Annotated in this window: 13 protein-coding genes; 4 read left to right on the top strand and 9 right to left on the bottom strand. The window is 75.6% G+C overall.

Annotation, left to right across the window (positions count from 1 at the left end):
• Positions 1–47 precede the first annotated feature (47 nt).
• From CHF16_RS34715 to CHF16_RS34685, 4 genes are all read right to left on the bottom strand, one after another.
• The gene (locus CHF16_RS34715) at positions 48–1,289 is read right to left on the bottom strand and encodes a glycosyltransferase (protein ID WP_089330419.1); all 1,242 of its coding nucleotides are present in this window, start codon (positions 1,287–1,289) and stop codon (positions 48–50) included.
• Positions 1,286–5,521: a beta-ketoacyl synthase N-terminal-like domain-containing protein gene (locus CHF16_RS39835; RefSeq protein ID WP_143228231.1), complete on the bottom strand. Its 4,236-nt coding sequence runs from the start codon at positions 5,519–5,521 to the stop codon at positions 1,286–1,288. The genes CHF16_RS34715 and CHF16_RS39835 overlap by 4 nt, the downstream gene beginning before the upstream one ends.
• Positions 5,518–11,340 (bottom strand): beta-ketoacyl synthase N-terminal-like domain-containing protein, encoded by a 5,823-nt coding sequence (locus CHF16_RS34690; protein WP_089330418.1) that lies wholly within the window; start codon positions 11,338–11,340, stop codon positions 5,518–5,520. Before CHF16_RS34690 ends, CHF16_RS39835 begins: the two co-directional genes overlap by 4 nt.
• A 268-nt stretch (positions 11,341–11,608) precedes the next feature.
• A complete protein-coding gene (locus CHF16_RS34685; protein WP_089330417.1) occupies positions 11,609–12,661 on the bottom strand; it encodes an alpha/beta fold hydrolase in 1,053 nt (350 codons plus the stop codon).
• 335 nt (positions 12,662–12,996) lie between these two features.
• Between CHF16_RS34685 and CHF16_RS34680 the strand changes: the two genes are divergently transcribed.
• Entirely contained in the window at positions 12,997–13,818 is an 822-nt protein-coding gene (locus CHF16_RS34680) for a hypothetical protein (protein ID WP_089330416.1), read from the top strand.
• A 45-nt stretch (positions 13,819–13,863) separates the two neighbouring features.
• Here the strand turns inward: CHF16_RS34680 and CHF16_RS34675 are convergent, their stop codons facing one another.
• The gene (locus CHF16_RS34675; RefSeq protein WP_089330415.1) at positions 13,864–14,487 is read right to left on the bottom strand and encodes a hypothetical protein; all 624 of its coding nucleotides are present in this window, start codon (positions 14,485–14,487) and stop codon (positions 13,864–13,866) included.
• 216 nt (positions 14,488–14,703) lie between these two features.
• On the bottom strand, positions 14,704–15,720 hold the full coding sequence (glnII, locus tag CHF16_RS34670; RefSeq protein WP_245869707.1) for a glutamine synthetase: 1,017 nt from the start codon (positions 15,718–15,720) through the stop codon (positions 14,704–14,706).
• A gap of 333 nt (positions 15,721–16,053) precedes the next feature.
• Here glnII and CHF16_RS34665 point away from each other — a divergent pair, with 333 nt between their 5' ends.
• Complete coding sequence (locus CHF16_RS34665; protein WP_143228230.1) at positions 16,054–17,118, top strand: right-handed parallel beta-helix repeat-containing protein; 1,065 nt, start codon at positions 16,054–16,056, stop codon at positions 17,116–17,118.
• 63 nt (positions 17,119–17,181) lie between these two features.
• Here CHF16_RS34665 and CHF16_RS34660 read toward each other — a convergent pair whose 3' ends face one another.
• Complete coding sequence (locus CHF16_RS34660; protein ID WP_089330413.1) at positions 17,182–18,111, bottom strand: ArsR/SmtB family transcription factor; 930 nt, start codon at positions 18,109–18,111, stop codon at positions 17,182–17,184.
• A 63-nt stretch (positions 18,112–18,174) separates the two neighbouring features.
• Here CHF16_RS34660 and CHF16_RS34655 point away from each other — a divergent pair, with 63 nt between their 5' ends.
• The gene (locus CHF16_RS34655; protein ID WP_089330412.1) at positions 18,175–19,548 is read left to right on the top strand and encodes an alpha/beta hydrolase family protein; all 1,374 of its coding nucleotides are present in this window, start codon (positions 18,175–18,177) and stop codon (positions 19,546–19,548) included.
• A 38-nt stretch (positions 19,549–19,586) separates the two neighbouring features.
• Here CHF16_RS34655 and CHF16_RS34650 read toward each other — a convergent pair whose 3' ends face one another.
• Positions 19,587–19,979 carry a VOC family protein gene (locus CHF16_RS34650; RefSeq protein WP_089330411.1) on the bottom strand — a complete coding sequence of 131 codons (393 nt, stop codon included), beginning with the start codon at positions 19,977–19,979 and terminating at the stop codon, positions 19,587–19,589.
• 83 nt (positions 19,980–20,062) lie between these two features.
• Between CHF16_RS34650 and CHF16_RS34645 the strand changes: the two genes are divergently transcribed.
• Positions 20,063–20,746, top strand: a complete 684-nt coding sequence (locus CHF16_RS34645) for a DUF899 domain-containing protein (RefSeq protein WP_089330410.1) — start codon at positions 20,063–20,065, stop codon at positions 20,744–20,746.
• A gap of 131 nt (positions 20,747–20,877) precedes the next feature.
• Here CHF16_RS34645 and CHF16_RS34640 read toward each other — a convergent pair whose 3' ends face one another.
• Positions 20,878–21,099: a hypothetical protein gene (locus CHF16_RS34640; RefSeq protein WP_089330433.1), complete on the bottom strand. Its 222-nt coding sequence runs from the start codon at positions 21,097–21,099 to the stop codon at positions 20,878–20,880.
• Between the last annotated feature and the right edge of the window lie 109 nt (positions 21,100–21,208).

The raw sequence follows: 21,208 nt of genomic DNA, 5'->3' as shown, positions 1-21,208 counted from the left end.
CACGATAACCGAATGCGATTCGGTTCAGGCGTCGCGGCCACAGTCGGTCAGGCGAGCTTCTCCAGCCGGTCGGCGGCCGCGGCGGCACCCCCGGCGGCGCCCCCGGTGGAGGCGAACGTGCCGCGGGCGGCCTCGGCGGCGGCGCGGTGCGGGCCGTCCTCCGCCAGGACGGCCGCGAGCGCCGCCCGCAGCTCCTCCGGGTCGGCGTCCTCGAACGGAACGGCGACACCCGACCCGGCGGCCTCCACCCGGCGGGCGATGACCGGCTGGTCGCCCCGGACGGGCGCGACCACCAGCGGGAGGCCCTGCGCGAGCGACGCGCACACCGTCGCGTGCCCGCCGTGGCAGACGACGGCGGAGAGCCGTTCGAGGAGCCGGCCGCGCGGCACCCGCTCGCGGACGAGGACGTTCGGCGGCGGCTCGGGCACGCTCTCCGGCGCCGCCTCGACGACCGCCTGGACGTCCATGCCGCGGACGGCCTCGGCGGCGGCCCGGAGGAACCCGGCCGCCGCCGGCCCGGTGATCCGGCCGAGCGTGACCAGGACGGCGGGCCGGCCGTCCAGCCACTCCCACGGGAACGCGCACGGCGCGGAGCGTCCCCGCGCGGGGCCGACGAACGCGAAGTGGTCCGGGAAGAACGAGGTGTCGCCGACGAGCGCGGAGGTGGAGAACACCAGCGTGAGGTGGTCGGAGAAGCGCAGGTCGATGAGGTCGTCGATGCCGTGGTCGAGCTGGAACTCCCCGATGAGGTCGCGGATCTCCTCCTCGGCCTCCGGCATGTCCGCGAGCGGGCGGGTGAACTCGGCGGGCGAGGCCGCGGAGGTCGCCCACGGGATCTCCCGGTGCCGGGCCGCGACCGGCGCGGCGAGGACGAACTGGTCGGCGACCACCGCGTCCGGGCGGAAGCGGTCGGCGGCCTCCTCGACGCCCGGCATCATCGCGTCGCCGAGCGGGACGAGGAAGTCGTCCCACAGCAGGCGGAGGGCGTCCGGCCCGCGCCGCTCCAGCCAGCGGTCCCGCATCGCCGCGCACTCGTCCCCGGCGGCGGAGAAGATCCGGGCCCCGGGCCGCAGGACGGCCTCCAGGGACGGGCGGTGGCCGACCCAGGCGACCTTGTGCCCGCGGCGGCCGAGTTCGGCGGCGACCGCCGCCGCCGGGGCGGTGTGGCCCGCCAGCGGCGGCATCGCGAACAGGAAGCGGCGCTCGGGTGTCCGCGCCCGCTGGATGCCAGGGTCCCCGAGGATGGACGGGACCTGGACGCGGCGGGCGCTCGCGCGGCGCTGGGTCATGCTCGGCTCTCCTCCATGTCGGGTCCGCCGGACGCGGTCGTCCAGGCGACGACGTGCCCGTCGAGTTCGCGGGTCTGCACCGTGGTGACCGTGCCGCCGGCGGCGATGAGGAGCCGTTCGGCGTCCGCGACGGTCACGGCGAGCCCGGAACCGTCCGCCTGCGAGTTCATCGCCCGCAGCACCGCCTGCTTGGCCGCGCGTACGCGCGCGTTGTTCTCGTTGACGGCGACGCCGATGCCGGCCTGGGCCCGGCCGGGCCGCACCAGGGCGACGCCCAGTTCGGCGGCCGTGGCGATCGAGACCGTCACGGGTTCCTCGAAGGGGCCGGTCACGGTCGGCCCCTCGTGGACGGTCAGTTCGGCCGGGAACAGGGGCCCGTGGCCGTTGCGCCAGAGGTGGTCCCTGACGGCGTCCTTGGCGGCGATGCGCCCGAGCAGCCACGGCCCCTGCGAGACCGGCGGAAGGGCCTCGTACTCGGCGCGCTCCCCCGAGCCCAGGTACTGGCGCATGAGGAGGTCGCGGGACGCGGTGCCGTCCCAGCGCTTGCGGGCCACGGTCCAGCCGCCCGGCTGGGCCTCCCCCGTCCCCGACACCTCCGGGGTGAACTTCATCCGCCAGAGGGCTTCGTCGGTGTAGAAGCGGTGCGCGGTCCATCCGTCGATGCGTCCCCACACCGTCCCGTTCTCGTGGAGCATCTCCGCCGAGCAGCGCATGGCCGTGTCCGTGAGGGACTGGTTCCAGATGGTCGTCTCCAGGCGTTCACCCGGGGGCGGCATAGGCCCGTACAGCAGGACCCGTTCGATCCCCACCGGGTACACCGTCTGGTTGGTGTCGCCGTACACCTGGATCCAGTGGGCGCAAAGCTGTCCGGCGCTGTCCAGGAGCGCGCCCGGCGTGGGCAGGGCGGTCAGGACGGCGCGCACACCGTCCTCCGCCAGAGCCGTTATCTCGCTGATGCCCCGGTAGAGAGGCCCCTGGAACAGCCAGCGTTCCTCATACAGCCGCTCGGCGGTGACGATGGGCGGCCCCTCGATGGTGAGCGGCGTGCGGTCGGGGACGGGCGCCAGCGGGTAGTGCTCGGCGAGCAGGACCGTCCCGTCCGCGTAGCCGGGGATGTCGACCTTCACCCTGCGCACGCGGTCGCCGTCGCCGGCGAGGTAGGCGCGGACGCCGGCGGTCGTCGGCGGCGCCGCGACCACCCACCGGACGGAGCGGACGTTCTCGAACCCGACGACGACCATGTCGGGCAGCAGCTCCCGCGCGGCGCCCGCCATCACCTCGGCCAGCGTCGCCAGCGGGACCGTCGGCAGCCGGTCCGACAGCTCCGGCCAGCCGGGCGCCTGCGCGACCAGGCAGTGGTCGGCGAGGTACGGCATCGCCTCGACGGAGAAGACCCGGGAGACGCTCAGCTCGGCGCCCGCCGGGGACGGCTCGCCCGCCGCGACCGGCGCCGGCGCCCCCGCGCCGAGCGCCTCCAGGACCGACTGCGCCCCGGTCGCCGCGTCGTTGAGCAGCGCCTCCAGCTCCGCCAGCACGGGATCGCCGGCGGGCAGCGCCGGCACGCCCGGCGCCGGGCGGATCGGCTCCACCGCCCCGTCCAGCCTGACCAGCGGCGTGCCGAGGTCGAGCCGCATCCCGGCGGCGGCCGCGGGCGCGGGCGGCTCGGTGGCGCCGTAGCCCTCCGCCCACAGCGCGGCGACGACCCGGCGCAGCTGCGCCATCCCGTCCCGCTTCGGGACGTTCGCGGCCATCGCCAGATGCTCGCGGTCGCCGAGCCGGTCGGCGACGAACCCCGGCAGCCCGCCGGGCCCGACCTGCACGAACGCCCGCACGTGCGCCGTCCCGTACAGCTCCTCGACCAGCTCGCCGAACCGGACGGGTTCGCGCAGGTGCCGGACGGCGAGGTCGCGGACCTCCTCCGGCGCGCACGGGAACGGCGCGGCCGTGCACCCCGACCACAGCGGGACGCGCGGCGCGCGGATCTCCAGGCCCTCCAGCGAGTGCCGCACCTGCTTCTCCGACGCCTCGGCCAGCGGCGTGTGGAACCCCGCCCGGAACGGCAGCTCCTGCCCGAGCACGCCCTCGGACGCGAGCCGCCCGAGGACCTCCCGGACCGCCGCCTCCGGGCCGCACACCACCGACTGGTGCGGGCAGTTGTCGTGGCTGACGAAGACCCCCGGCACCGCCGCCGCGGCCTCCTCCGCCTGCGCGGCCCCGCAGCCGAGCACCGCGTACACGGCGTCGGGCCCGGCGGTGCCGTCGAGGTCGCGGACGAGCGCGCCCGCGTCGCACACCCCGGCCGCGGCCATCGCCGCCCACTCGCCGAGGCCGTGCCCCGCGACGACGTCCGGTTCGATGCCGAGCGCGGCGAGCGCGTCGGCGAGCAGCCGCCCGGCGGCCATGGCGTCGGCGGCGCGGCCGAGCAGGTCGCCGCGGCCGGTCAGCTCCGGGGACGGCATGCCGAAGTGCCCGGCGACGTCGGCCACGCGCGGGTCGAAGGCGGGCTCGAAGCCGGGGAACAGGAACGCCAGCCGGCCGCCCTCCGCGAGCAGCGGCCGCGGCGAGAACCACACGTCGCTGCGGCCCCGCCAGGCCGTCCCGCGCTGGACGACGGCGCGCGCCAGGTCGATCCGGCGCGGCGTCGGCCCGACGATGGCGAGCCGGCACGGCAGGTCGGGGACGTCGCCGCAGGCCCGCGCGAGCAGCTCCTCGTCGGGGACGTCCAGCGCCTCGGCCAGCTCCTCGGGGGTGCGCGCGGCGAGGCGCAGCACCGCCTCGCCGTCCTCCGGCGCGACGACCCGGCGCCGGGCCCTGCGCGGGGTGGTCCGCGGCGGCTCCTCCAGCACCAGGTGCGCGTTGGCGCCGCCGAACCCGAACGCGTTGACCACGGCCCGGCGCGGCCCGCCGCGCCGCTCCCACTCGGCGGCCTCCCGGACGAGCCGGAGCCGGCCGTCCGCCAGCGCCGGATGCGGGTCGTCGGCGTGCAGCGTCGGCGGCAGCACCCCGTCGCGCAGCGCGAACGCCGCCTTGATCAGCCCGGCCATCCCGGCGGCGGGCATCGCGTGCCCGATCATCGACTTGACGGTGCCGAGGCCGACCGGCGGCCCGTCCGCGCCGAGCACCCGGCGCAGCGTCGCCAGCTCCGCCTCGTCGGCCGCCGGGGACCCGGTGCCGTGCGCCTCGACGAGCCCGACCGCGGCGGGCTCCGCCGGGTCCAGGCCCGCGTCGCGCCAGGCGCGCTCGACCGCGAGGACCTGCCCGTCCACCAGCGGGCTCGCGCCGACCGCGGCGCGGCCGTCGCTGGACGACCCGGCGCCGAGGATGACGGCGTGGACGCGGTCGCCGTCCCGCACGGCGTCCGGGAGCCGCTTGAGCAGCACCATCCCGGTGCCCTCCGCCAGCAGCGTCCCGTCGGCGGCCCGGTCGAACGGGCGGATCGTCTCGGTCGGGCTCAGCGCCCGCAACCGGCTGAAGACGCCCCACACGGCGGCGTCGTGCGCGTGGTGGACGGCCCCGGCCAGCATCGCGTCGGCCTGCCCGTGGCGCAGCGCCCGCACGGCGTGCTCGACCGCCAGCAGCGCCGACGCGCACGCGGCGTCCAGCGTGTAGGCGGGGCCGCGCAGGTCGAACGCGGCGGCGACGCGGGCCGCGGCGAGGCTCGGCACCAGCCCGGCGGACGCGTCCGGCGCGTCCGGGCCGAGCCGGTCGCAGAACGCGCGGCGGATCTCCTCCAGCCGCGGCCGCCCGAGCTCGGGCACCAGCTCGGCGAGGATCCCGGCGACCTGGTGGGACGTCCTGACCCGCTGGTCGTGGCGGACCGCGCCCGGCGCGAGGTAGCCGCCGCGCCCGACGACCACGCCGATCCGGGACCGGTCGGGCAGCCGGTCGCCGCCGCCCGCGTCCGCGATGGCGTCCCCGGCGGTGCGCAGCGCGAGCAGCTGGTCGGGCTCCATGCCCGGCACCGCCGCCGGCGCGATCCCGAACCGCGCCGGGTCGAAGGTGGCCACGTCGTCGACGAACCCGCCGCGCCGGCAGTAGAACCGGTCGCTCTCCGGGGCGCGGGCGTAGGCGCCGGGGTCGTAGTAGAGCGCGGGGTCCCAGCGGCCCGGCGGCACCTCGGTGATCGCGTCGAAGCCCGCCAGCACGTTGCGCCACAGCTCGGCGGCCGACCCGGCGCCGGGGAACACCGCGCCCGCGCCGACGATCGCGATCGGCACCCGGTCCTCGCTCACCGGACGTCTCCGGTCAGCACGACGTGCGTCTCGTCCCCGTGCGCGATCTCGCGCAGCAGCGCCGCCGCGGCGGCGTCCGGATCCAGCGGGACGCCGGACGGCTCCGCGCCGCCCGCCGCCCACGGCCCGACGGACGCGGCGAGCACCCGCCCCCGCAGCCGCGCGCGCCACACGTGCGCGAGCGTGCCGCAGGCGTCGTCCGCCGCCGCGTCACCGGCCCGGCCGCGCTCGCCGCGCACCCCGGCGAGCCCGCACAGGACCGCGAGGAAACCGAGGTCCGGCCGGACCGCCTGGACGAGCGCGACCGCGGCCTCCACCTTCGCCCGGTAGGCCCGCTCGTGCGAGTCGGCCGCCTCGGGAAGGGCCGCGCCGTGGATCACGCCGTCCAGGCGCCGGTGGGTGTGGTGGACGTCCTCGACGACCCTCTGCAGGGCGTACGGATCGCCCACCGCGTGGTACCGGACGGAGGCGGCGTGCTCGCGCAGGTCGCCCAGCAAGAGGTTCTCTTCCGCCGCGCCGCCCACCAGCTCGATGTGGCAGCCGCTCGTCCGGGCGAGTTCCAGGGCCAGCCGCACGGTCAGCTCGTGCTCGGCGCCCGTCAGCAGGACGACCGCGTCCCGCCCGAGGCCGAGGTCGGCCGGCCCGCCGCCGAGCGGCTCCGCCGGCAGCAGTTCCAGCCCGTGCCGCAGGCCGTTCTCATGCCCCACGACGACCGGCGCCTCGGCGGCCAGCAGCTCCGCCATGACGCGCTGCGCGATCGCCCGCGGCGTCTCCTTGGTGTCCATGTCGACCGCCCGGACGAGCGCCTCGGGATGCTCCCGGGCGACCGTCCGGGCCAGGCCGCGCAGCCCCGCGCCCGGGGCCGGGTCGCCGATGCCGCCGCCCCGGAACCGGTGCCCGAACGTCCCCCCGGCGCCGCTCGCGAGGACGAGCCACCGCAGCCCGCCCTCCAGGGCCCGCCGGATCCCGGCGAACGCCCCGGGCAGCACGCTCGCCGCGCCCGGCCGGAGCGCCGCCAGGTGGACGAGCCCGTCGCAGGGCCCGTCGACGTCCGTCGGCGTCCGCACCTGCGCACCGTGGCGTTCGAGCAGGTCGCCCAGTTCGAGGGCGATGCCGCAGCCGTCGTCCACGATGAGGAACCGCCGCCCGGCGAAGACCGTCCCGGAGTCGGGCGGCGCCGGCAGCGGATCGAGGTCCACGAGCCGCGGCACGCGCCGCACCACCTGCCGCGCGACCCGCTCCTCGGGCCGGGGCCACACCTGCGTGTCCACCCGCCGCATCCGCGGCACGCCCGCGTCGAGGGACGGACCACCGGCCGCCTCCGGCGAGACCAGATCAGGCCGGATGGACGGCTCGAACACCGGCGCGGCCTCGCGTCGAGCCGGAGCCTCGGACGGCGGCACCACGTCGGACTGAACCGGCGCCATGGGCGTCGGCATCGCATCGGCCCCAACAGAACGCTGCAGCGAATCGGGCTGAACAGACGGCTCAACCGGCGCCGCGTCGTCGGGCTGCTCCGAAGAAGCGGGCGGCGGCGCGTCGTCGGGCTGGACCAGCGGCTCTGCCGGCGGCGCCTCGTCAGGCTCGACCGGCGGCGCAGTGTCCAGGCTGGCCGGCGGCGCAGTGTCCAGGCTGGCCGGTGGCGGGGTGGTCTGCGGTTGCTCGTCTCGCTGCGGTGCGGCGGCGGGGCCGCCGGACAGGGCGGCCGTGCGGACGTGGGCGCTGGTCCGGGCGGGCACCGGGGCGTCGTCGGCCGGGGCCGGGCGGGACGCCGGGACCGGGGCCGCCAGGTGCCGCAGGACGACGTCCCGCTGGGCGGCGAGGATCTCCCGGCTCGTGCGCAGGTACTCCAGCACCGCGGCGTCCGCCGGGGACGGGCCCGGGATGCGCCGGGGCGGGCGGAGCGCACCCTCCGGGTAGTCGCCTTCCGCCGTGCGGACGGAGTGCCCGCCGACGATCCAGCCGGGCGCGGCGGGCACCTCGGTGAGGAGGCGGGCACCGCGTCCGGCGAACAGCGGAAGCGGGTCGACCGGGACGCCCGCCGCGGCCAGCTCGGCAAGCGCGCGCAGCAGCGTCACCAGGCCGTTCTCGCCGGGGACCGCGCAGCTCACCGCAGTGTGCGGACGGTCGCCGAGGGTGGCGGTGACGAGGCCCGCGAGGGCGCCTCCGGTCGCGACGAACGTCCGGGCGCCCGCCCCGTACATCGCCTCGATCCGCGCGGCGGCGGGCACGGGCGGGGACGGGACCGCGGCCAGCTCGGACGGCTCCGTCTCGTAGGGCCGTCCGGTCGCGGCCGCCCAGACGGGGAAGGCGGGCGAGCGCAGGTCGCGGCCGAGGAGCCCACCGCGGGACGGGTCCGCGCCGATCTCGGCCATGTCGGTGTCCTCGATGGCACCGGCGGCGCAGAGCGCGGCCAGCTCGCCCCGGCCCTCCCCGGCGGCGAGGTCGGGGTGGACGCCGACGGCGGTCAGCAGCCGGTGGACGGCGAGCCCGGCAACCGCGGCGGCGGCCCCGGGAGCGCCGCCGGCGAGGCGCAGCAGGCGCTGCAACCGGGGGAAGGCCACGAACAGGTCGGCGATCGCCCCCGGCGCGTCAGCGGTGTCCGCGGCTCCGGTGTCCGCGCCCGCGGCGTCCGGGAACAGGAACGCGACCTCCCCCGGCTCCCCCGCCCCGACGTGGACGCCGGGCGCCGGGCGGAGCTCCGCGGCGAGCGCGAGCTTCGCGAGCAGGTCGTCCGGTCCGGTGGCCGCGAACGCCGCGCGCACCGGGCCGTCGAGGGAGGCGGCGGTACGGGCCAGGTCGCGCATCCGGGGCGTCCCCTCGGCCAGGCGCGCCAGCCGGTCGGCGGCGGCCCGGACGGCGGCGCGGTCCTCGCCCCGGATCAGGAACAGCTCGGCGGGCCACTCCGCGAGGCCCGACACGGGCTCGGGGGCGCCCTCGTAACCGGCGAGGACGGCGTGGAAGTGCGCGCCGCCGGAGCCCGACCCGCCGACCCCGGCGCATCGCTCGCCGGGGCGGACCGGCCACGGCCGGGCCCCGCCTCCGTCTTCGGGCAGCACGCCGGTGTGCAGCGCGTACGCGGTCTTGATGAGCCCGGCGAGACCGCCCGCGCACCTGGTGTGGCCGATCTGCGCCGCGACCGACCCGAACGCGACCTGACCGACGGACGACCGGGCGACGCCCGCGCGCTCGTAGGCGCGGTCCAGCGCCCGGCGGCGCCCACCGGCGCCCGCGACCGACTTGACCACGGCGTAGATCCGGTCGCCGTCGCGTTCGGCGTCCGCGAGTCGCTTGAGGACGACGCACGCGACGCCCTCCCCGAGCACGACGCCCTCCCCGCCGCCCGCGGACTCGGGCAGCAGCCGGTCGAGGACCCCGTCGCGCAGGTCGGCGCCGCCGCACAGCACCATGGCGCTGGATCCCGCGGCGAGGTCCTTGCAGGCGGCGTCGAGGGCCGCGAGGGACGTCGCGCCGACCGCGCAGGCCGTCCCGCCGAGGCCGAGCCGCCCGGCGATCCACCCGGTGACGGCGCCGGTGCGGACGCCGTCGAGGGAGTCGCCCGCCGGGCGCGGGAGCTGCTCGTCCAGGCCGGGCGGCAGCTCGCCGAAGTAGGACGGGAGGGCGGCGCGGAGCGCGTACCCGGCGGCGAGGTCGCCGCCGCCCTCGGCGGCGAAGAACACCGAGGTCCGGGACCGGTCGAAGGGCCGGTCGGCGTATCCGGCGTCCCGCAGCGCGCGGGCCGCGACCTCCACCGACAGCAGGTGCATCGGGTCGATGCCGCCGATCTCGCCGGGAGCGATGCCGTAGGCGTCCGGGTCGAACGGGATGCCGGGGACGAGCCCGCCCCACTTCGACGGCGTCCCGTCCCCGGCCTGGACGGCGCCGGCGACGACGTTCGCCCAGTACCGGTCGGCGTCGGGGGCGCCGGGGAAGACGCAGCCGATGCCGATGACGGCGATGTCGGCCGGGCGCGGCGCGCGCCGTGCGGCGGCGCGCGGCCCGATGCCGAGGTCGGCGGCCCGCGCCGCGAGGAGGCCGGTGGCCTCGGCCGTGACCTGCTCGTGCAGGGCGGCGACCCCGACCGTCTCGGACCGCAGCACCGCCGCCTCCCCCATCGCGTACAGGCCCTCCTCCCGCTGCCGGGCCTCGCCGACCGGGGTGTCGAGCCGCAGCCCCCGGCTGGCGAGGTGCAGCCGGCCGAGGTTGAGCTTCTCCAGGCGGCGCCGCAACTCCCGGGGCGGTGTCCCGGCCTGCTCCAGCTCGCGGCGGGTCTGCTCGAACGCCTCCGCGTACGGGGTGCGGGCGCAGCGGACCGCCTGCCCGGGGGCGGTCTCCAGCAGGACGGTCTCCGCGCAGGCGAGCGCCACGTCCTGGTAGCCGGGCAGGATCGCGCCCGCGGCGACGGCCTCCGGTGTGAACAGGTACGCGGTGCCCATCAGGACGCGGATGTCGGCACCCCGCTCGGCGAGCGGCCCGGCCATGGCGGCGACCATCGCGGCGGACCGCGCGTCGTGCACGCCGCCCGCGAACATCAGCGACAGCTCCGCGGCGTCGCCGCCTCCGCGCGCGAAGTGCAGGAGCCGCTCGACCTGCGCGTCCCACAGCCGGAGGCTCGCGTGCGGGCCGGCCGGGCCGCCGCACTCGCTCCCCGCGAAGACGAACCTGCGCACGCCCTCGCCGAGGAGCCGCCCGAGCGGCTCGGGCGACGGGACGGGCAGGTACGCGGCGGTCCCGGCGGCCTCCAGCGCGGCCGCCTCCGCCGGCGTCCCGCCGCCGATGATCGCGTAGGGGGCGCGGGCGTCGCCGACCGCGGCGAGCTGCTCGGCGCGCAGTTCCGGCGGCGTCCCCTCCAGCACGCCGGCGCCCCAGGGCCGGCCGCCGAGCCGGTCGGCGGTGTCGCGCAGCAGCTCCCGCGTCCGCGCGCCGTCCAGCGGGCCGAGCGCGAGGAACGGCAGGCCGCCGTCCTGCGCGACCGCGCCCGCGAACGCCGACGCGTCGCTGACCTGCGCCATCGGCCCCTGCACGGCGACCGGTTCCGGGCGCGGCGCGAGCGGCTCGGCACGGACGGCGGCCCGGATGTGCCGGACGATCTCCGTGCGGACGGCCTGGACCACTCCCCCGGCCGTCTTGTACCGGCCCGCGAGCGCCGCGGCCGGACGGGCGGACTCGGTGTGTGCGGGGCCGTCGGGTGCCTGGCCCGCGGGCTCCATCTCGCGCACGAGTGCGAGCTGCTCGTCCAGGACGACGCCGGCGGCGCCCCCGGCGACCGCCGCCGCTGCCGCGTGCGGGCCGAGCCCGCCGGCGGCGAAGACCGGGACGTCCGCGCCCGCGGTCAGCCGCTGCAGCAGCGTGAAGAGCGACGGCCCGGCCGCCCCATCGGGCGCCCGTGCGATGATCCCGACCTCGTCGGTCAGGCCGCGGCCGACGCGGACGGCCTCGGCGGCCTCGGCCGGGTCCGCGACCTCGATCAGCAGGCGGCGCCCGCGGGCGAACCCGGCGATGTCGAGCCAGCCGTCCGACCGCAGCGCGGACGCGCCGGTGACGACGGTGCCCGCCTCGGCCGGGACGTCGGCCGGACGCACCGGGCAGCCCTCCGGGACGCGGACGCCGAACGGTCCCGCCCACCAGCGGCGGACGTCCGCCAGCGCCGCGAGCGCGGGCGCCCGGTCATGGCCGAGGGCCAGGACGCCCGTCCCGCCCGCGCGCGCCACCGCCACGGCCAGATGCGGTGCGGGACGGCCGGACGGGCCCATCCCGATGATCTCCACGGGAGCCCGTTCCCCCCGCGCCGCGCCGTACTCGCCCGTGTCCGACGTCATGCAGTGCCCCCCGACATGCAGTGCCCCCCGACGTCCTCCCTGCGGAAACAACGGAGCGCCACATTACGGTCGGCGACAGTTCGATCACCGAGACGACACACCCGCGAGCGTGTTGATGGCGCCGCCGCAAAGGAGATTGGAACGTCCCTTGGCGTGCGGAAGACCCGCGATGCGCACGATCGGGCGATGGATCCGGCGGAAGCGCACCCCGGTGGACGGTTCCGTGGACGCCGTCAGCCGGTGAAGCAGGATCAGCCAGTGGACGCGGTCAGACGGTCAGGGCGGTGCGGGCGGCGCGCGGCGCGCGGATCCCGTGCCGGACGATCCCCTCGTCGAGCCACCGGTCGAGGTGCCGCCATGTCGTCGTCCGGGCCGCCCGGCCGGTCAGCACGCCGAGATGACCGCCGGGCGCGACCTCGACCCGCACCTGCGGCGCCCCGCTCAGCAGGCCCGCGAGGTACCGGACGCCCTGGACGGGCGCGGCATGGTCGCCGCGTCCCGCGATGGCCAGCACCGGCACGCCGACCCGGTCGAGTTCCACCTTCCGCCCGCCGATCACCGCGCCGCCGCGCAGCAGCGCGCCGTCACCGAGAAGGGACCGGTAAATGCGCCGCGCGGCGTCACCGGGATGGGCGATCATCAAATGCCGGAAATGATCCATCGCCTCGATCTGCGCGAGGAAATCGGCATTGTCGAGGTGGGTGAGCACGCTGATCTGCCGGAGCATGTAGTGGTCGAGGCCCGCCGCCCGCGGGCCCCCGCCGCCCGGTGCCGCGGCGCACTCCTCGGCGAACCGCTCGGGGAGGCGGGCCGCGCCCGCGTCCACCGGCGCGGCGACGGCCGCGACCGACGCGATCGGCAGCGCCGGGTCGTCGGCGGCGGCCAGCAGCGCGAGGACCCCGCCCAGGCACCAGCCGACGATCTGGACCGGCTGGCCGCCCGCGTCCCGGCTCACCGCGCGGACCGCGCCCGGCAGGACGTCCCGGACCCAGCCGCGAACACCCAGGTCAGAGCCGTCCAGGCGGGCGGCCGCGGGGTCGAGCAGGTAGCTGAGGCGGCCCGCGCGGACGACATGCTCGGCCAGGCTGCACCCCCGGCGCAGGTCGAGGCAGCGCGCCGGGGCGGCCGGCGGCGGGACGAGCAGCACCGGCGGCCCGGCCGGCACCACCCCCTCCGGCGGCCGGTACCGGGACACCGCCCGGCCCGGCCCGTCGCCGACCGCCTCGGCCGGCATCGGGCGCAGATCGGCGACCCGCCCGGACACCGCCAGCCGGAGCGCGTTGGACGTCGCGTCGCGCAGACCTCGCGGGGAAAGGATCATTTCGTCATTATCCATCCGCATTCGGCGATGACGGCCGGAGCGCTTTGGCCCAAGGCGGCCCCCTCCCGTCCATGCCATTTCTACACTGGTCACCGCGCACCGAGAACATCGGGCTGTTAATCCTGCGTGAATTCGGCTTGACAGCGGGGCCGGAGGTGGCCTCGGGAGAATCTCGCGCGGCGCGGCGACATCGCGGACAATGACGGTCACGGTCCGTGGCGGGGGCGGCCCGGACCCCGTGCGGGCCGCCCCCGCGCCCGTCCCGCCGGTTCGGCCGCGCCATGCTGGGGACGGGTAGAAGAACGGCACCGAGGACGCACGAGGCGGGGGTGGCGATGCCGGAACCGCACCTGACGGAGGTCGGCTGGGCGGGGTCGGCGCTGCTCCTCGCCGGGCGGCTCGGGCCCGGCGGCCCCGTCCCCGAGGTCGAGCTGGTGCTGAGCGACCGCGAGGAGGGCGCGGTGGTGCGGGTGCCGGCCACGGCCGCGGCCCGCGGCGACGCCGTCACCTTCGAGGCGCGGGTGGACATCGCGGCGATCACGAACGGCGACCCGCTGCCCGGCGGGCTGTGGGAGGTCCGGCTGGCGGTCGGCGGCCCCGCGGAGCGCACCGTGCTCCCGCTCCGCCGCGGCCCGGGGCTGGACGCGGCGCCGCAGCGGCTGTTCCCGCCCGGTTCCGCCGCCGTCATCGCCTACTTCGACCGCGACGGCATCCTGGCGGTCGACGTCGGCGGCCGGCCGCACGCCGCCGGATCGGCCCGCGCCGACGCGACCCACTGGAACGCCGCGCGCCGGGAGGTCGTCATCGCCGGGCACCTCGACCTCCGGGAGATCAACATGCCGGTCTCCGGGACGCTGGTGCTGTCCGAGCGGCATTCGGACCGCACGTTCGAGGTCATCGCCCTGCTGGAGGAGCGTCCCGGACGGCTCTGCTACACCGCCGCCGTGCCGGTGACGCGGGCGATCGTCGACGAGCCCCTGCCGCGCGGGACCTGGGACGTCTCGCTGTGCCTCGGCTTCTCCGGGATGCACCGCGAGCTGCGGCTGCTCGCCGCCGGGGAGCCGGTGGACGTGCGCGTGTGGCGGCGGCTCCGGCACACGCGGGTGGCGTCCTCCGTCGCGCCCGACCCGCTGACGATCACCATCGGCCGCGCATGACCTTCACCGCCTGACCGTCACCGCCTGACCGTCACCGCCTGACCGTCACCGCCGGCCGCGGCGGAACGGGGCGTCCCAGGGGAACTGCCGCGAGGCCGCGACCACCGCCGACAGCAGCACGACCACGGCCGCCCCGCCGGCCAGGTTGAGCCCGGCGGTGACCAGCGCCGCGTCCATCGGCCCGCGCACCGTCAGCGGCAGGATCGCCAGCACGGTGACGGCGATCGCGCCGATCCACGCGAACGCCCGGACGGGACGCGCGGCCGTCGCGAGGAGCAGGTGCATCAGCGCGGTCGCCTGGATCGTCGCGGCCCCGGCGCACAGCGCGTAGCTCGTCGCGGCCGGTACCGCCGGGGTGTGCACGCCCGCGAACACCGGGACCTCCACGCCGAACATCATGCGCAGCGCCATCACCGCCGCGAACGCCAGGCCCCCGCCGACGAGGGACGCGGAGACGCCCGTCCACCACAGCGGGCGCAGCGGCGGCCCGGAGGCGGGCTCCTCGTGCAGGGCGACGAAGTCCTCGTAGCGCCGCGGCGGCGCCTCGGGCGGGCGGCGCCGCGCCGTCGAGGGGCAGCGGAACGACCGTTCCCAGGGCCGTGGCGCGGGGCGTCCGGTGCTCCTGCCGGGCAGGCCGCCGGAGTACCGCCCCGATGGCGAGTCGGGCATGTTCCCTCCCCCGGGTGCGAACGTAGACGTGCTACCCGGCACCGAGGGGGCAACTCCCCCAAGAGCCACAATTTGCAGATGTTTGGCCGCGGCGCGCACCGCGGAAACGGCGCGCTCATTGCGCGTGAAAGGCGGTCGCCGCCCGCGAAAACGGCGATTCCCCGGGCGGTGCGCCCGGGGAATCGCCGTGTCGCCGGCTCGCGGTCCGGCCGTTCGTCAGACCTGGCCGGCCTTCTCCAGCGCCGCGCAGCACGTGCCGGTGATGAGCCGGGTCACCACGTACGGGTCGACGTTGGCGTTCGGGCGGCGGTCCTCGATGTAGCCCTTCTTGTCCACCTCGACCTGCCACGGGATGCGCACCGACGCGCCGCGGTCGGACACGCCGTAGCTGAACGTGCTCCAGGCGGCCGTCTCGTGCATCCCGGTCAGGCGGCGCTGGATGTCGGCGCCGTAGTTCGCGACGTGCTCGTCGGCCTTCTCGGCGAGCGCCTCGCACGCCGTGATGATCGCGTCGTAGCCCTCGCGCATGGCCTTGGTCGAGAAGTTCGTGTGCGCGCCGGCGCCGTTCCAGTCGCCCTCCACCGGCTTCGGGTCGAGGGTCGCGGAGACGTCGAACTCCTCGGCGATGCGGTACAGCAGCCACCGGGCGATCCACATGTGGTCGCCGACCTCGACGGGGCCGGCCGGGCCGATCTGGAACTCCCACTGGCCCGGCATGACCTCGGCGTTGATCCCGGAGATCTTCAGGCCGGCGTCCAGGCAGGCGTCGAGGTGCCGCTCGACGATGTCGCGCCCGAACACCTCGTCGGAGCCCACACCGCAGTAGTAGAAGCCCTGCGGGGCCGGGTAGCCGCGCTCGGGGAAGCCCAGCGGGCGGCCGTCCTTGAAGAAGGTGTACTCCTGCTCGATCCCGTACCAGGAGTCCTGCGACGCGTACTGCTCGGCGACGGGGCGGAGCTTGGCGCGCGTGTTGGTCGGGTGGGGCGTCCCGTCCACCAGGTAGACCTCGCACAGGACGAGGACGTTGTCACCGCCCCGGATGGGGTCGGGACAGGAGAAGACCGGCTTCAGCACGCAGTCCGAGCGGTCGCCTGGGGCCTGGTTGGTGCTGGACCCGTCGAACCCCCACTCCGGCAGATCGGCGCCGTCGGCGAGGATCCTCGTCTTCGACCGCAGCCGCGCGGTCGGCTCGGTGCCGTCGATCCAGATGTACTCGGCCTTGTAGCTCAACATCGGTCCCTTCATCTCGCCCGGCCTCACGGCTTCGGCCCTAGAAACGTGCCAACCGGGCATTTCGCACCTGTTGCCCGTTTGTGAACGGCGTGTAACACACCACCGTGACCTGGGGAGACCTTCGTCACATCCACCTCCGCCGCGCCCCCTTGCGCCGCGCGACCCGCTCCCGGCGTTTCGCGGCGGCCGGCGGTTTGCCGCAAAGCCCGCCGACTGTTTACCGTTTTCCCATCCGCCTATTGCACCGCCCGTTCCAGGATGATCGAGGAATGCCGTCCCGGCATGCGTCGTGACGCATTCCTTACCAAGGAAAACAGAACGGGAGAAATAGGGATGAGGCAAATATTCGCGGCCTCGGTCGGCACCGCCGTCGTGCTCGCGGGGCTCGCCGCCCCGGCGGCGGCCGGGCAGGCGGACGGCGGCAAGGCCGGGCGCACGCACGTCGTGCGGCCCGGCCACTCGATCCAGAAGGCCGTCGACCGCGCCCGGCCCGGCGACACCATCCGGCTCAAGGCGGGCTACTACGCGGGCGGCGTCCTCGTCCGCAAGCGCCTCACCATCCGCGGGGAGGGGAACAAGACCGTCCTGCGGCCGGGCCGCCACGACAACTGCGCCAAGGCCAAGGCGCCCGGCATGGGGATCTGCGTGATCGGCCGCGCCAAGCACCCGGTCACCGGCGCGACGATCCGCAACCTGACCGTCCGCGGCTTCAAGGCCAACGGCGTCCACGGCATGTACACCGACCGCATGACGGTGCTGGCCGTCCTCGCCAAGAACAACGGCGAGTACGGCATCGCGCAGTTCCGCTCCACTCGCGGCCAGTTCGTCTGGAACTGGACCCTCGACAACGAGGCGGACGCCGGCCTGTACGTCGGCGACATCGCCAACGCGCGCGGCACCCAGGTCGCGAACAACCACACGTCCGGCAACACCCTCGGCGTGCTCGTCCGGCACGCCCACCACGTCACGGTCCGCGACAACGAGGTCAGCCGCAACTGCGTCGGCGTCGCGCTGGTCGACGACGGCCAGAAGGGCGGGCAGGGCCACAACAAGGTCTGGGACAACAAGGTCGTCGAGAACAACCGGTCGTGCGCCGCGCACGGCTCCGTCCCGCCGTTCGGCGGTACCGGGGTCCTGCTCTTCGGCGGCGAGCACAACTCGATCGCCAAGAACACCGTGAAGGACAACCGGGGCCGGCTGCCCTACTCCGGCGGCATCGTCCTGTTCCCGGGCGTGGCCCCGCAGAACGGCTCCGCCCGTCCCGCCCGGTTCAACCTGGTCGAGGCGAACACCGCCTTCGGCAACCGGCCGTACGACCTGGTCGACCGGAGCGGCAGCAAGACCAACCGCTTCAAGCGCAACAAGTGCCGCACCTCGAACCCGCGGGGCCTCTGCTGACCTGACCATCGGTCCGGAGAAGACCCCGTCCCCGCCCGGGGTCTTCTCCGGGTTCCCGGACGATCACCGTCCGGTCGGCCAGGGCGAGCCGCCCCGCAGGACCCGCTCGCCGAGCGGCGTCAGCGCGTGGTGCACCGTCTTCCCCCGGCGCTCGCTGGTGATGAGCCCGGCACCGCGCAGGGCCGTCGCGTGCTGGGACGCCGACGCCGCGCTGACCCCGAGCCGGGCGGCCAGCGCCCCCGTCGTGACCTCCCCGTCCGCGACCGACCGGAGCACCGCCGCGCGCGTCCGCCCGAACACCAGCGGCAGGGGGTCGGAGCCCGCCCCGCCGGCCGGCGGCGCCGCGGGCACCACCACGGTCGCCGGACCGTTACCGCCGACCAGGACGCGCGGTCCCGTGACGAACGGCGAGGGGACGAGCAGCAGCCCCCGCCCCCGCAGGTGCACGTCCCCGTCGCGCAGCGTCTCGATCTCCAGTACCGGCGGCGTCCAGCGGACCCCGTGGTGCAGGCTCCCCAGCAGGCCGCCGACCCCGTCCCGCGCCATCGTCCGGGCGAACCCCGCCGCCTCCGCGCGCAGGTGCGCGCCCAGGTCGGCCCACCGGTCCGCCAGCGCGACCCGGTGCAGGTCGCGCAGCCCGCGGACCAGCGTCCCCATCGCCTCGCGGTCCCCCGCGGCGAGCCGGCGCGGCCACGGCGCCGGACGCGGCCCGCACGACCGCTCCAGCTCGGCGCGGATCCGCCGGACGGGCGTCGAGGCGACGGCGTCGAGCTCCGCTTCGAGCCCCGGCACATCGGTGTAGGGCGTCAGGAAGTCGGGGACCCAGCGTCCGGGCGGCACCAGGTCGAGCAGCAGCCGCGACGGGCCGGTGAGCCCCGGGCGCCGCCGCGAGCGCGGGGCCTGGGCGCTGAGAACGGTCTGGGCGACCGGCGAAAGGCCCGGAGTCACGCGGACCCGGGTGAGATCGTCGTAGTCGAGCCACAGCCGCAGCATGCGACATTTTAGTCATTTCCGAAATCATTGCGTCCAGGTCGGCGCCCCGGGGAAGGTGCGCCCATGAACGGACTCCGCGCGTTCCGCCGCACCGCCCCCTTCCTGCTCCTGGCCGCCCTGGTCACCGCCGCGCCGCCGGCGCACGCCGGCGTCCGGCACGGCGAGATCGGCGGCGTCCCCTACCGCGTCGAGGTCCCGAGCCGCTGGAACGGAACGCTGCTGCTGTGGAGCCACGGCGCGTACAGCCTGGAGTTCCCGCCCCCGTCGGAGATCGCGCTCACCAATCACCCGGCCACGGAGCAGTGGCTGCTCGACCACGGCTACGCGCTGGCCGCCTCCCAGTACCGGACGGCACAGGGCTGGGGCGTGGTCGAATCCGGCCTGAAGGACCAGATCGCCCTCCTCAACTGGTTCACCCGAAACGTGGCCAAACCTGAACGCACCATCTCCGCAGGCGCGTCCGCGGGCGGCCTGACCTCGGTCCTCCTGGCGGAACGCAACCCCGGCCGCTTCACCGGCGTCGCGTCTCTCTGCGGCGTGGTCGGCGGCACCACGGGCCACTTCAACAGCGCCCTGGACGCGAACTACGCGTTCAAAAGGCTCGTAGCGCCGAACCTGGACCTGGTGCGCATCAAGGACCCGCAGGCGAACACGTCCAACGCCCGGGGCGCCTTGACCTCAGCACTGAACACCCCTGAAGGCCGCGCCCGCCTCGCCCTCTCCGCCGCCCTCGCGGACATCCCCGGCCGCTACACCTCCCGGGCGCCCGCACCGGAGACGACCACGGGCCAGATCCAGCAGCAGTACTTCTACGCCGCCTACGACCGGGGCGCGTTCTGGGGCCTGAACCGCACGGACATCGAGAACCGCGCGGGCAGCAACCCGTCCTGGAACACCGGCGTCGACTACCGCGTGCTCTTCGCCCGCTCGTCCCAGAAGGCCCTGGTCAAGAAGGCGTACCGCGAAGCGGGCCTGAGCCTGAGCAAGGACCTGGCCCGCCTGAACGCGGGCCCACGCATCAAGGCCGACCCTGAGGCCGTCGCCTACCTGAACCGCTACGGCACCCCCACCGGCAGGACGCCCTGGCCAGTGGTCACCCTGCACTCAACGCAGGACGGGAGCGTCCCGCCGGAGAACCAGCGCCGCTACGCCGCCCAGGTACACCGGGCCGGCAACCCCGCCAACCTGAAGCAGCTCTACGTGGACCGCGGCTACCACTGCACCTTCACCGCGTCCGAAGAGATAACAACGCTCAAGACGCTCCTGACCCGCATCAACACGGGCCACTGGCCCACAACGCGCCCCACGGCACTGAACAAGGCGGCGGCTCAGCTTCCCTCCGCCACCCAAACGGTCTTCGACGCTGACCCGGAACAGGGCCTTCACCCATCAGCCCCGTCCTTCACCAGCTACCACCCGTCCCCCTACCTCCGATAGCCCCAAGGCCGTCCCCCGTTCGAACGGAACGGGGGACGTCACGCAGGCCCGAGCAGATCCCACCGATTCCCGGCCACATCCAGGAACACCACGACCCGCCCGTACTCCTCGACGCGCGGCACTCCCACGAACTCAACCCCGGCAGCCTTCATGCGCTCGTACGCGGCATCGAAGTCGTCCACGCGCAGGAAGAACCCGACCCGCCCACCGACCTGCTCGCCGACCACACCCACCTGACGCTCCCCATCGGCGCGAGCCAAGAGGATCCCGGTCTCCGCCCCCGGCGGCCGGACGACGACCCACCGCTTGGCCCGCCCGTCATTGGTCACCGCAGGCGAGTCCTCGGCAAGCTCGAACCCCAGCGCGCGCGTGAAGAACTCGATGGCCTCGTCGTAGTCGTCCACGACGATCGTGGTCAGCTCAATCCGCACTGGCCGACAGTACCGGCGATGAGTTCCGGGGCCGAGCGCGGTCCACCCCTGGAGACCACAAGCCGAGAACCTCGGAGGAGAACATGACCGCCGCAGCGCTACCACACGTCGTCGACGCCGCGACCTGGCAACGCCACCTGGACGACCTGCGCGCCCGCGAGAAGGCCGCGACCCGCGAACTCGACGCGATCGCCGCCCAGCGCCGCCGGATGCCCATGGTCGAGATGCCCGAGTACACCCTGGAAGGCGAGAAGGGCCCGGTGACCCTCGCCGACGTCTTCGAGGGCAAGTCCCAGCTGATCGTCTACAACCACATGTGGTTCCCCGGCGAGACCTGGCAGTGCTCGGGCTGCACCGGCTTCACCTCGCAGTTCACCCGCCTGGAGTTCCTGGACGCCTACGACGCCCGCTTCGTCATCGTCACCCAGGGCCCCATCGAGGACGCCCTCGCCTACAAGGAGCGGACCGGGAACAAGATGACCTGGTACTCCACCGCGAACAGCGCGTTCGGCAGCGACGTGGGCGCGCCCCCTGGAGGCGGCTTCGCCGTCAACGTCTTCCTACGGGACGGCGACACCGTCTACCGCACCTGGCACACCAACGGCCGAGGCACGGAGCAACTGACCCACACCTTCGCCCTGCTCGACATCCTCCCGTACGGGCGCCAGGAGGAATGGCAGGACGTCCCCGAGGGCTGGCCGCAGTCCCCCACCTACAGCCGCTGGCCGAGCTCCGAAACAATCGCCGCCACCTACGGCCCCTCATAAAACCGAGGGCATACCGAAGACACGCGAGTCGGCCGTAACCCGCGAACGACCGCGCACCGCGACCCTACGAACCGCCTACGACATTCGACGGTCGTCGCAGACGGGGACACCGCGGAGGCGTAGTAGGCAGCTCAAACGGTGTCGTCCATCGCGAGACCGGCCTTCCGCAGGGCTTTGCGAGCGCGGTGCAGGCATTCCTCGGCGCTGTTGGCGTCTACTCGCACATACCCGTCAGCGAGTGGACCGCCGCTGGCGTGAAAGGTCCATGGACGAGTGCCGCGCTCGGCGTCGACTCGAAGGAGAGCGTTGACGCCCTGGCCCAGGAGCTCCTCCAAGAACGTCACCGCATCCATGCCGCAACGGTACTCCCGGCGGCCCGAGCACCGCCGCACTGTGACCTCGACGCCGGACGACGGGGCGGTTAGGGGCTCGCGCTCGTCGGCTAATGGCACGCTAATGGCA

The sequence above is a fragment of the Actinomadura meyerae genome (assembly GCF_900188445.1).
Taxonomy (GTDB): domain Bacteria; phylum Actinomycetota; class Actinomycetes; order Streptosporangiales; family Streptosporangiaceae; genus Spirillospora; species Spirillospora meyerae.
The sequence above is the reverse complement of the archived record's forward strand: the minus strand, read 5'-3'. Positions and strand labels throughout refer to the sequence as shown.

Coding starts and splice junctions, on each gene's coding strand:
- CHF16_RS34715 (WP_089330419.1), bottom strand. CDS start 1,289: ATGACCCAGCGCCGCGCGAGCGCCCGCCGCGTCCAGGTCCCGTCCATC.
- CHF16_RS34660 (WP_089330413.1), bottom strand. CDS start 18,111: ATGCTGCGGCTGTGGCTCGACTACGACGATCTCACCCGGGTCCGCGTG.
- CHF16_RS34675 (WP_089330415.1), bottom strand. CDS start 14,487: ATGCCCGACTCGCCATCGGGGCGGTACTCCGGCGGCCTGCCCGGCAGG.
- CHF16_RS34655 (WP_089330412.1), top strand. CDS start 18,175: ATGAACGGACTCCGCGCGTTCCGCCGCACCGCCCCCTTCCTGCTCCTG.
- CHF16_RS34680 (WP_089330416.1), top strand. CDS start 12,997: ATGCCGGAACCGCACCTGACGGAGGTCGGCTGGGCGGGGTCGGCGCTG.
- CHF16_RS34665 (WP_143228230.1), top strand. CDS start 16,054: ATGAGGCAAATATTCGCGGCCTCGGTCGGCACCGCCGTCGTGCTCGCG.
- CHF16_RS34685 (WP_089330417.1), bottom strand. CDS start 12,661: ATGATCCTTTCCCCGCGAGGTCTGCGCGACGCGACGTCCAACGCGCTC.
- CHF16_RS34645 (WP_089330410.1), top strand. CDS start 20,063: ATGACCGCCGCAGCGCTACCACACGTCGTCGACGCCGCGACCTGGCAA.
- CHF16_RS34640 (WP_089330433.1), bottom strand. CDS start 21,099: ATGGATGCGGTGACGTTCTTGGAGGAGCTCCTGGGCCAGGGCGTCAAC.
- CHF16_RS34690 (WP_089330418.1), bottom strand. CDS start 11,340: ATGACGTCGGACACGGGCGAGTACGGCGCGGCGCGGGGGGAACGGGCT.
- glnII (WP_245869707.1), bottom strand. CDS start 15,720: ATGTTGAGCTACAAGGCCGAGTACATCTGGATCGACGGCACCGAGCCG.